Genomic DNA, 10,683 nt, shown 5'->3' with positions numbered 1-10,683 from the left:
GAACACTTTGCCGAACCAGCCGCCGGCATCCAGCCGCTTCAGCTCCTCCAGCGTATAATCGCCGACCGGGCCCGATCCGTCTGTCGTCCGGTCGACGGCGGCGTCATGGATGACCACCACGACGTCGTCGCGGGTCATGCGCAGGTCCAGCTCCAGCATGTCGACGCCGAGATCCAGCGCCTGTTGAAACGACAAAAGCGTATTTTCCGGATAAGCGGACTTCCAGCCGCGGTGCCCGGACACCACGATGGACTGCAGCTGCTGCAAATGCTCTAGCATAAGACAGTGTACCTCCTTGTTATTGGCGGGAATGGGATCACGTTAATTTTTCAAGATCCGGTCCACTTCTTCCTTGTAGCTGTTCAGCGTGGCATCAACGTCCTTATTATCGTACATGATCGCTTGGATCGCCTTGTTAAACTCCTGCTCGACCTGCGGCCATTGGACGCTCTTATTGGTATCAACGGCATATTGGAGCTGCTCAAAAGCCACCTTCCGGTTTGGCTCCTTTTCCCACAACTGCTTGATGGCGTCCGATTCGACCATCTGCTTCGTGAAAGGCAGGTAGCCCGTATCGATAACGAACTGCTGCGCGCCTTCCGGACTGGTCATCAGCCAATGCATGAACTCCCAGGCCGCATCCTTATGCTTGGAGGCCGCCATCATAGCCACGTTGCCGCCCCCGGTCGGAGTAGCGTACTGCTTATCCTGCGGAAGAAATGCCGTCACGTAATCGAACTTCGCACCTTGAGTCAGGCCGGAGATCGAACCGGTCGATTGGAAAAGAATCCCTACCTTGCCGCTCGTAAACATCTGGTTTGTAATGTTGCCGGAGTCCTGGCTTGGCGGATAGTAGAGGGCGCCGGCATTTTGCAGCTCCTTCAGATACTTGAATGTCTTGGACGCTTCGGTCGTATAACCGACGGACGTGCCTTCATCGTTGAAGAACTTGCCCCCGGCCTGCGTAATCATGGCGATTGGATACCAGGTATCGTACGGCATCGTCAGCCCGTAGCGTTTCACCTCGCCGTTTTCCTTGACGACCAGCGCTTCGGCTGTTTTTTTCAATTCGTCCCAGGTTGTCGGGATGGACAAGCCTTTTTCGTCCAGCATCGACTTGTTGATGTGCATCACTGGCGTGGAACGGTTAAACGGAAGGGAGACCAGCTTATCGTTAAAATAGGAATGCCCCATCAGCCCCTCCTCAAAATCGTCCTTGCTGAGGCCGGACTTTTCCATGTAGGGGGCCAGGTCTTCCAGAACTTCCGCGTCCGCGAACAGCTGCACGTTGGAACGCTCAAGCATCGTCACGTCCGGCGCGGTCTTGGCCGCAACGGCCTGCTGCAGCTTGGTTACCGTTTCCTGGTAGCTGCCCTGGAACGTTCCGACGACCTCGATTTTGTCCTGGGAGCTGTTGAACCGCTTGATCATGGCGTCCAGAAACTCCCCGTTCTTGCCGCCGATCGAGTGCCAGAACTGGATGGTCTCTTTGCCGGAGCCGGAATTACCGGCATTGCTGGATGCCTCTCCCGAAGCGGTCTTGCTGTCCGTGCCTGCCGTTTCGCCTTCGGACCCGCTTCCGCCTCCGCTGCATCCTGCCAATAAAGTCATGATCAGCGCCAGTGTCAGCGCGATGAATGGAAACTTGTTCTTCACAGAAACTCCTCCATTTTCAGGTGATTTAAATAGTCATAGCGACAGCTTATTTAATACCGGAGTATACAAAAGCCTTGACGATCTGCTTGGAAGCAAACAAATACACGATCAGGATCGGCAGGACAAGCACAACGTTGCCCGCCATGATGATATGCCAGTTGGATACGCCCTCGGATTCCCGGAGCATGGCGATCCCGATCGTCAGCGGCCGGACGGCGGTCGAGTCGGTGACGACGAGCGGCCAGAAGTAGTCGTTCCAATGGCTCACAAAGCTGAACAAGGCGACGGTGGCCAAGGCGGGAATGGCCATGGGGATCATGATCTTCTGCATGATTTTGAACTCGCTGGCATTGTCCAGCCGGGCGGACTCAATGATCTCCTGCGGGATTTGCATAAAATACTGGCGGAGCAGGAAAATTCCGAAGGCATTGGCCATGAACGGAATGATCTGAGGCAGAAGGGTGTTGTTGATGCCCCAATCCGCCATCATCAGGTAGACGGGAATGAATGTCACCTGCCCTGGAATCATGAAGGCGAGCAGCACGATGCCGAACAGCAGATTCCGGCCCCAAAAGCGGTATTTGGCAAATGCGTACGCCGCCGGGATCATCACGATCATTTGCAGCACGATGACGGAGACGGTGATGATGACCGAGTTTTTCGCATAGGTCACGAAGGGAGCCGACCTCATGGCCTCGGCAAAATTATGCCACTGCGGCGCAGCGGGAATCCACGTCGGCGGAAAGGCCAGCGTCTCCTCAAAGGTTTGCAGCGAAGTGGATATCATCCACAGGAACGGGAAAATAAACACGATCAGCACGGCGAGCTTGGCCACGAAGCCCAGAAGCCGTTTCAGAAGCCGGAGGGACGCATGGTCCCGGATCCGGTAACGCAGCTTCCCGCCGACTTGTTTCTTTTCCTGGATCAGCACGGGAAAAGCACCCCCTCAGGTTGTTGTCTGCCCATGGTGCGGCTCATTGGTAGTGAATCCGCTGGGCAAGGACTTTGAAGTAAACAAAGGTCAGCACCGCGATGATCGCCATCAGCACGACGCCGGTGGCCGAAGCGAAGCCGATGCTGGTCGTTCTGAACTCGTAGATATAGTACACGAGCGTCGTCGTTGAGCCGTTGGGGCCGCCCCCGGTCATGATTTTGACCGTATCGAACACCTTGAAGGAACCGATCGTCATGATGACGAGGATGAAAAACAACTGCGGCGAGATCAGCGGCAGCGTAATTTTCCAGAACACCTTGAACCTGCTGGCATTGTCCAGCGCAGCGGCTTCGTAGATGGTCGGGGGAATGCTCTGCAGCGCCGCCACCATAATGAGGGCGTAATAGCCGATACTGTGCCACACCGAGACCAGGATCACGGAGATCATGGAAGTGCTGGAGCTCTGCAGCCAGGGCGATCCCGGAAGTCCGAAGGCCTTTAGCACATAATTGAGCAGACCGTGCCCCGGCTCCATCAGCCACATCCAGACGAGCGCGATGGAGACGATCGAAATGATATGCGGCGTAAACAGGCCGGCCTGCAGAATGGCGTTGAACCGCGACCGCTTCCGCAGCCATACGGCCACGCCGAGCGAGAGCAGCATGGTGCAGAGCACGACGCCCACCGTGTAGACGGCGGTGTTGGCCAGGGCGTGATAGAAATCGTCCCGGGTGAAGATTTCCCGGTAGTTGTCAAGACCGATGAACTTGCTTTTGTCCTTATTGAGCAGGTTGTATTTATACAGGCTTAATTTAATGAGGTAAAAGACCGGGTAGACCACGAACAGGAACAAGGCGATCATCGCCGGCAAAATGAGCGCGTACGGCCTGGTCGTCTCCCATACTCTGCGCCGGTTCATTTGAAACGTCCCCTTAGCGCATGAAGGTAGGTGTTATGCCGTCGGTCATCGCGGTAAATCCGCTTTTCATCCGCTCCGAAGAGAAAAAGCTTGGATTCGTCCACGGAGAGATAGATGTCCTGGTCCACGCTGAACAGGTCTTCGGTGCATTTGATCATAAAGGAATGGTCCCGGGTACGGACCTGGTAGATGGTCTCTGAGCCAAGCATTTCCCGGGTGGAGATGACGCCTTTGGCCGTAAAATGGGCATCCGCCGGCTCGGTGGACAGCAGCCCGTGCTCCGGACGAAAGCCAAAACGGACTCCGTCCTGCCCCATGTCGCCGACGTTCATCGGAGGCACCCCGATAAACTGCGCGGCAAACAGATTATCCGGTTCGCGGTAAATTTCAGCCGGCGAAGCCTCCTGCTGAATCTCCCCCTGGTTCATCAGCACGATGGTATCGGCCATGGACATCGCTTCGACCTGATCGTGCGTGACGTAGACGAAGGTGGATCCGAGCTTCTTGTGCAGCTCGATGAGCTCGACGCGCATCTGTACCCGAAGCTTGGCGTCTAAGTTGGACAGGGGCTCGTCCATCAGGAACACCGATGGTTTCTTGACCATCGCCCGCGCGAGCGCCACCCGCTGCCGCTGGCCGCCCGAAAGGGTGGAGGGCTTGCGGTCGAGGTACGGGCGGAGTCCAACCGTCTCGCTGATGCTTTCCACGAGCCGTGTCCGTTCCTCCTTGGGTACTTTGTTGTTTTTCAGGCCGAATTCGATATTCTCGCGTACGGACATCGTCGGATAAATGGCGTAGTTCTGAAACACCATCGCGACGCCCCTTTGACCCGGGGCAATGGCGGATACGTCGCTGCCGCCGATCAGAACCGACCCCGAAGTCTGACGGTCGAGCCCGGCGATCATGCGGAGCAGGGTGGTCTTGCCGCAGCCCGAAGGACCGACCAGGACGGTGAATTTGCCGTCTTCGATCTTCAGGTTCAGACGGGGGATGATGGTGTTTTTGTCAAACGATTGGGATACATCGACCAACTCAATGGATGCCACACGGATTCCTCCTTCACCAGCGGTTGCTATGTGTTGTTTGGGTTCATCGTCCACGGCAAGCGCTTTCATATGATGAAGAACGGAGGGAGGAATGCCTGGGCATCCTCCAGCCGTTTTTACTTCAACCCGCTTGTGTGGTACACTATTGAACAAGATTTTCGCTCTCTCACCAGCGAAAATCGAGGTACATCTTTTTCCAGTCTCTGTGAGCCAGGGCAGATTCCATTGCGCCCGCAAAGTCTTCTGCCTTGCTCACCGGGATATAGTCATCCGGCACCAACTGCCGGAGCGTCTCCTGACATTCCTCCTGCTGCATCACTTCAAGCACCTTCCGAAAATCGCTGTGCGAGCTCCGGCTGCTGCCGTGGATCGTAATGCCTTTCTCCAGCACATCCCGCGTATTGATAGGAACCAGATCCTCGCTGACGCCCATGGCGATCAGATGGCCTCCAGGCAGAAGTAAGTCGATCCCTTGATTGATGGCGCTTTCACTAAATCTTCCGCCTGTGCATTCCAGCACGACGTCAACCTTCCAGCCGCCTTGAAAATCGTATTCCTGCACCATTTCGGTCCGGGCAAACGTGAAATGCTCCAGCTTCTCCTGAATGGCGCCGAATACCGTCAGGCGCTCCGTGCTGACGCCAAAGGCGTAATGGAGCATGGCGGCGGTCAGGAAGCCGACCGGGCCGTCTCCGAAAACGGCGACCTGTGCGCTGTCCAGCAGATCGGCCACGGGGCGGATCGCCCGGTAGGATACGCTGCACAGCTCTGCCAGCACGGCAATGTCATCCGGGATCGAATCCGGGATCGCAATGGCGCATGCCTCCGGAATGACGAGCCGGCTCTGCGCGATACCGTCGATCGTACTTCCGAGAAACTTGCCGTTGTAGCAGTAATTCTCCGGAATGTCTCCCTTGCAGGCCGGACAGCACTCGTCGTGCTTGACGCCGTTCAGCAGATAGCCCGGCAGGTTCGGCACGATGGCGACCCGCTGTCCCGCTTGAAGCTTGGAGGAACTGCCGACGACTTTCCCGATGCCCTCATGAAGCAGGGCCATCGGCAGCTTGCGGGCAAGGACTTCGGGTTTCCGAAGGCCTCCGAAATATCGCAGGTCGGCATGACAGATGCTGGCCAAAGTGGGTTCAATGACGACGAATCCTTCCGTGACGGTCCGATCCATCGTCATTTCTTCGACATGGTGGGGGTGGGTGAGCCGGAGCGACCGGGAGTCCACCGTTTGCGTAATCGTACTCAAATCAGGGAACACCTCCATGTGAGCGTTATTTGGTTTTTTAAGATCTGAGGTTTCTTTTCATTCATCCGGGGCGTTAGGCCACCGTCAGCTCCCGCTAAGGGAGCCGAGTCTTGTCATACGGTTAAAATTTGAATGCCGGCGTCCTGAAACTGCTTAATGTCGTAATCCGCAACCTCGTTGCCCGTGATCAGGGTATGGATCGAGCTATTCGGAGCGACATTATACAGCGAAATTTTGCCGATCTTCGTTTCGTCGGCGACGACGATGACTTCTTGAGCGGCTGCGATCATGCCTTGTTTGGCGACAACCAGCTGGGCTTCCGGAAGCGTAAGGCCGTATTTGGGATGGATCGCAGTGGTCGCGATAAAAGCTTTGGATACGTGTACCGAACGCAGCACGTAATCCGTAAACATGCCGTTCAGCATGAAGCTGGACGGATACAGTTCCCCGCCGGTGACCGTCACTTTGACGCCGGGAGCGTCCCGAAGCTCGGCCGCCACGTTCATGTCGTTGGTAATGACGGTGATGTTGGAGCGGTGAACCAGGTTGCGGGCGATGTGCAGCGTGGTCGTGCCGGAGTCCAAAATGATGTGATCCCCGTCTTCCACCAAGCTTGCCGCCTTCTGGCCGATGCGTTCCTTCTGATCGAGCTGGATGCCCGATCTTTCGTTGAATGAAGGCTCGTGATGCGTAAGCTGCTCCACAATAACGCCGCCGTGCGTCCGTTTCAGAAGCCCTTCCTGCTCGACCTCGGCCAGGTCGCGCCGGATCGTCGCTTCATGAACGCCGAATTCCTTGGCTAACGTGCCGACAGAAGCCGACCGATGCTGTCTGACAAATTCGACGATTCTCATTTTTCGTTCAGCTGCCAGCAATATAACCATCCTTTCCGCCAAATCGCATATACGATTGCTTACATTTGTTCATTTTTGCTCATTTGTCAGGCTTGCCGTCAGTTCGATTACATCTTGAAATTGGAATACTTGTTGTTTGCGGAAAATTTTTGTGCGAATTCTGAGGAGATTCCCGACGATTCAATGCCAAGCACGTCGGGCAGGGAAGATATTTTGTCCATGGCGGCAACCACCTGCATCGGATTTGGGGAGCGGATATGGAATTTCAGTTCGACCATGGCATCCGCCAGCCCGTCGGGCGTGCGGATTTCGATATTGTTGATCTTGATGCCAAGCACATCCAGCTCGCTGGCGACCGTCACAAGCATGCCCGGCTTGTCGGGCACCCGGATGAGGAAGTCGAAGTTCCTCTTGCGGTGCATGATGAGCTTTTCCCATTTGTTCAGGGCAAACAGGCTGATAAAAGCAAGACCGGTCGTCAGAAGGGCCGAGTAGAGAAATCCGGCGCCGATCGACAGTCCGATCGCGGCCACGACCCATACCGAAGCGGCGGTCGTCAGTCCGGATACCGTCTGTCCCGAGCGGAGAATGGCTCCCGCGCCGAGAAAGCCGATCCCGCTGATCACCTGCGCAGCGAGCCGCGCCGGATCCAGGCGGACGTTCGTTTCGTCCACGAAGGCTTCAAAGCCGTACATAGACAGGATCATGATGGACGCCGAGCCGAGACAGACCAGGATATGGGTCCGAAAGCCCGCGGCGTGATTGTTCCATTCGCGTTCCATGCCGATCAATCCGCCCATGGCGACCGATAACAGCAGCCGGAGCGTCAAATCCATATTGCTGATATGCCACACACTGTCGATTCATCATTCCCCCTTAACTCAAGCGAAAATGAACATTCAATGCCCAAATCAAACATAAATGAGTATTATTTGCGTAATATATGCTCGTTTATGTTCACAATTTGTTCATTTGTCGCTATATTAACACGCGGATTTGCAGAAAACAATATACCTGGAGGAAATTTTTGAAATATTTTTTTAGAGGAGGGGCGTGGGCGACGGTGGGGCAGCTGAGGGTTATGGTCAGCATTTTTGATTTGCCCGAGAGGACTGTTTCTCTACAGCGGCCCACACTCTTTCCTCCATCCTGGACGATTTCAACTCCAATAGATCCAAGTAAATGGCTTCCTTGCTGTCGTAAAAAGCGTAAAAGGTGCTTGTGGCGATCCCGGTTGCGGCGGCTAACTGTTTCAGTGAGGTCTTTCTAAGACCCTGTGCCGCAAACAACCTTTTACCGGAATCGATTAAATCCTGACGAAGTTGTTCTTTTTCAGCTGGAGAGAATTGAGGCACCTTAAAACCTCCTAAAAAACAAAATGTATTTTTATTTTTTAGTAATTCGCTTCTTTTTGTTTGTCAACGATTTCCACCAGAATACTTTGCTCTATTCCATCCATAATAAGGAGAATGATCGGGTCCAAGTATGCCACGCAGCATGGAGCCGAAAACGCAGGGAGGAATCGCCCATGAGTCAAGAAATGAAGGATGAGAAGCGGGCCCTTTCGACAGACCTGTCGACCGTGGAGTCGCAGCGCAACGATCTGGCCTTCGAGGAGTTTCCGGACGGGCCCTATGGGTCGCCGGTCAACGCCGAGCAGCTGGGAAAAAGCACGCCGTGGCGGGTGGACCAGCGCAGCTCGGGTCGATTCGACTACGAGAATCATGAGCTGCACGAAGGCCATGTCCGGGATTTCCCGGGGCAGGACGTTTTTGATGAGCGGATTCCGGATGACGTGAATAAGCCGAGGGTTCCGGAGGAATGAAATGAGCGAAGAAGATATTTTTAGGTTTATGAAAAATGCGCTGAGCTAAATCGATGGACCCCCAAACGAGCCGATACGGACTGCCGGCTTTCCTTGGGGGTTCTTTTTGTTTTGTTCCATATGCTGCACCCTTGACTTCAGGTATGTTTTGACCGGGCGCCGAACATAATGGGATCTATGCTCATTTTCTCACAGGAAAGGAAATCGTCATGAAGCCTGATGCACCCAAGACCCTCCGTGAAATATTGGAGCAAGCCGCCAAGTCCAGCGATTTTCGGCAGTTTTCACCCTTTGCGAAGGACGACCGGATCCGGATTAGCTACTATTCTTCTCTTGTGGATGCGGAGAAAATCAACCGTTATCTTATCGCTGAAATCCAGCAGCATGATGATGACATTCATCGGCTGGCGGACATTCAGAACCGAGTCCCGTTCGATGAAGCGCAAATCACCGAGGATACGTCGGAAGTCGAGTCCAAGCTGGTCAAAGGGTATGTGATCCTCCAGATCACGTCGGAAGAGCCGGCTTTTTTGATCGTTAATATCAACCAAACCGAACAGGGACACCGCCAAAGCAACGAGACCGAAAATGAATTCAGCGTCGTGGGACCCAAAATCGGCTTTGTGGAAAATATTCATGTCAACGTCCATTTGCTGAGACAGCAAATCGCCGTAACGAGGCTGGTGATCGAGGAGGTTTCGGTCGGCAGCCTGTCCAATACGAAGGTCATGATCGCTTATCTTGACGGGGTGACGAATCCGCAGCATATCGAAACGATGAAACAGCGGCTCGGCAAGATCGACTTCGAGGTCGTATTCGACACATCGATTCTCGATCAGATTATATCCGATCATACCAACTCCCCGTTCCCGCTTTATCTGTCGACGGAAAGGGTAGACCGGGTGGCTTACGCCATTACTTCCGGACAGGTCGCGGTGTTTGCGGACGGATCACCCTATGTCTTTACGGGCCCTTCCACGTTTTTGGACTTTTTCGTATCGCCGGAGGACTATTATTTGCCCTGGATTATCGGGTCTTTCTTTCGCATCGTCCGCATTCTGAGCGTCATCTTCTCCATTTTTGTCACGCCTGTCTATGTCGCCGTATTAACGTATCATTTCGAGGTTATTCCGGAAAATATACTGGAGCCGTTGATCATGTCCCGAACCCATGTCCCGCTTCCCCCTGTGCTGGAGGCGCTCTTTCTGGAAGTGACGATCGAGCTGCTGCGGGAAGCTGGAGCCCGGCTCCCGACCAAAATCGGCCAGACGCTCGGCATCGTAGGCGGGATCGTCATCGGCCAAGCCACGGTGGAAGCCGCCTTGGCGAGCAGTATCCTGCTGATCATTGTTGCGTTGTCGGCGCTTGCCTCGTTTACGACCCCGATATTTAAAATGGCCAACACCATCCGCCTCCTGCGTTTCCCGCTGATCCTGCTGGCCGGCCTATGGGGCGGGATGGGGATAGTGGCCGGGTTCTTTTTGCTGCTTGGGCACCTGCTGCGGCTCAAATCCCTCGGAACCCCGTACTTGCTGCCGCTGTTCCCGCTGCGGACAGGCAATTTCGGCGACAGCTTCGTTCGGCGATCGTACCGCTATATCACCAACCGGAACATTTACCTAAGGCCTCTGGATTCCAAGCGGTATACCCCGAGTGAAGACAAGGAGGATATTGAGCATGAGTAGCCTCGCGAGATGGCTGGGAGCTGTCGGTATCTTCTTGGTGCTCGCCGGATGCGGCAATGACCGAATGGTCGATAATATCCGTATCGTCACGGTGCTCGGATTTGACGACGGCCGCCCAGGTTATATCGGGACCGCTCTCTACAGCGATTTTACACAGAGGGGGAAGGTAGGCACGCTGCAGGGGCGGGCGGGGCAGACCCAGCTCGTCCTGAACGAAATGAACGGCCAGTCGGCCCAGCCGGTCAAAATCGAGAAGCTGCGGCTGCTCCTGTTCAGCCGGGAGCTCGCGGAGAGCGGCCTTTCGTATTTCATTAATTCGATCTGCCGCAACCCGCTGATCAGCAATTATTTGACGGTGGCCGTATCGGAGGAGCCGGTCACATCCCTTGCCAAGGTCATAGCCGAGCAGGGCAGCCGTGAGCTGCCGTACCATCTCATTGAGCAGAATATGAAATCGGGGAATATTCCGAGATCCAACCTCTCGACGATGTTGTTTGATTACCATGGCC

The 10,683-nt window shown here is 54.9% G+C and carries 12 protein-coding genes; 3 read left to right on the top strand and 9 right to left on the bottom strand.

Annotated elements, in window-relative coordinates:
• The 9 genes from CPT76_RS30865 to CPT76_RS30825 all read right to left on the bottom strand — a co-directional run.
• Window positions 1-279: glycerophosphodiester phosphodiesterase family protein (locus CPT76_RS30865; protein ID WP_308737699.1), on the bottom strand; the 279-nt coding region annotated here is incomplete at its 3' end.
• Window positions 280-321: 42 nt separating this feature from the next.
• Window positions 322-1,656, bottom strand: coding sequence for an ABC transporter substrate-binding protein (locus tag CPT76_RS30860; RefSeq protein WP_258168997.1), 1,335 nt, complete (start codon window positions 1,654-1,656; stop codon window positions 322-324).
• Between the two features lie 46 nt (window positions 1,657-1,702).
• Window positions 1,703-2,443 (bottom strand): carbohydrate ABC transporter permease, encoded by a 741-nt coding sequence (locus CPT76_RS30855; RefSeq protein WP_258169030.1) that lies wholly within the window; start codon window positions 2,441-2,443, stop codon window positions 1,703-1,705.
• Window positions 2,444-2,630: 187 nt separating this feature from the next.
• A complete protein-coding gene (locus CPT76_RS30850) occupies window positions 2,631-3,509 on the bottom strand; it encodes a carbohydrate ABC transporter permease (protein WP_089549057.1) in 879 nt (292 codons plus the stop codon).
• Window positions 3,506-4,555 carry an ABC transporter ATP-binding protein gene (locus tag CPT76_RS30845; RefSeq protein ID WP_105445602.1) on the bottom strand — a complete coding sequence of 350 codons (1,050 nt, stop codon included), beginning with the start codon at window positions 4,553-4,555 and terminating at the stop codon, window positions 3,506-3,508. The genes CPT76_RS30850 and CPT76_RS30845 overlap by 4 nt, the downstream gene beginning before the upstream one ends.
• Window positions 4,556-4,721: 166 nt before the next feature.
• A complete protein-coding gene (locus tag CPT76_RS30840) occupies window positions 4,722-5,810 on the bottom strand; it encodes a zinc-binding dehydrogenase (protein WP_258168996.1) in 1,089 nt (362 codons plus the stop codon).
• 113 nt (window positions 5,811-5,923) lie between these two features.
• Window positions 5,924-6,685, bottom strand: a complete 762-nt coding sequence (locus tag CPT76_RS30835) for a DeoR/GlpR family DNA-binding transcription regulator (RefSeq protein WP_105445600.1) — start codon at window positions 6,683-6,685, stop codon at window positions 5,924-5,926.
• A gap of 86 nt (window positions 6,686-6,771) precedes the next feature.
• Complete coding sequence (locus tag CPT76_RS30830; protein WP_076172979.1) at window positions 6,772-7,500, bottom strand: MgtC/SapB family protein; 729 nt, start codon at window positions 7,498-7,500, stop codon at window positions 6,772-6,774.
• Window positions 7,501-7,749: 249 nt separating this feature from the next.
• Window positions 7,750-8,019 carry a TetR/AcrR family transcriptional regulator gene (locus tag CPT76_RS30825; protein ID WP_105445599.1) on the bottom strand — a complete coding sequence of 90 codons (270 nt, stop codon included), beginning with the start codon at window positions 8,017-8,019 and terminating at the stop codon, window positions 7,750-7,752.
• Between the two features lie 173 nt (window positions 8,020-8,192).
• Between CPT76_RS30825 and CPT76_RS30820 the strand changes: the two genes are divergently transcribed.
• The 3 genes from CPT76_RS30820 to CPT76_RS30810 form a co-directional block, all read left to right on the top strand.
• The gene (locus tag CPT76_RS30820) at window positions 8,193-8,489 is read left to right on the top strand and encodes a hypothetical protein (RefSeq protein WP_076172932.1); all 297 of its coding nucleotides are present in this window, start codon (window positions 8,193-8,195) and stop codon (window positions 8,487-8,489) included.
• A 209-nt stretch (window positions 8,490-8,698) separates the two neighbouring features.
• Complete coding sequence (locus tag CPT76_RS30815) at window positions 8,699-10,174, top strand: spore germination protein (protein ID WP_105445598.1); 1,476 nt, start codon at window positions 8,699-8,701, stop codon at window positions 10,172-10,174.
• Window positions 10,167-10,683: Ger(x)C family spore germination protein (locus CPT76_RS30810; protein WP_181153168.1), on the top strand; the 517-nt coding region annotated here is incomplete at its 3' end. The genes CPT76_RS30815 and CPT76_RS30810, both read left to right, overlap by 8 nt.

It is taken from the genome of Paenibacillus sp. AR247, assembly GCF_002968895.1.
In the GTDB taxonomy this organism is placed as follows: Bacteria; Bacillota; Bacilli; order Paenibacillales; family Paenibacillaceae; genus Paenibacillus_AQ; species Paenibacillus_AQ favisporus.
This window is presented reverse-complemented; position numbering and strand designations above follow the sequence as displayed.

What these genes read in the sequence shown, in the direction of transcription:
- CPT76_RS30855 (WP_258169030.1), bottom strand. Translation starts at nt 2,443, where the DNA reads ATGATATCCACTTCGCTGCAAACCTTTGAGGAGACGCTGGCCTTTCCG.
- CPT76_RS30850 (WP_089549057.1), bottom strand. Translation starts at nt 3,509, where the DNA reads ATGAACCGGCGCAGAGTATGGGAGACGACCAGGCCGTACGCGCTCATT.
- CPT76_RS30830 (WP_076172979.1), bottom strand. Translation starts at nt 7,500, where the DNA reads ATGGATTTGACGCTCCGGCTGCTGTTATCGGTCGCCATGGGCGGATTG.
- CPT76_RS30820 (WP_076172932.1), top strand. Translation starts at nt 8,193, where the DNA reads ATGAGTCAAGAAATGAAGGATGAGAAGCGGGCCCTTTCGACAGACCTG.
- CPT76_RS30815 (WP_105445598.1), top strand. Translation starts at nt 8,699, where the DNA reads ATGAAGCCTGATGCACCCAAGACCCTCCGTGAAATATTGGAGCAAGCC.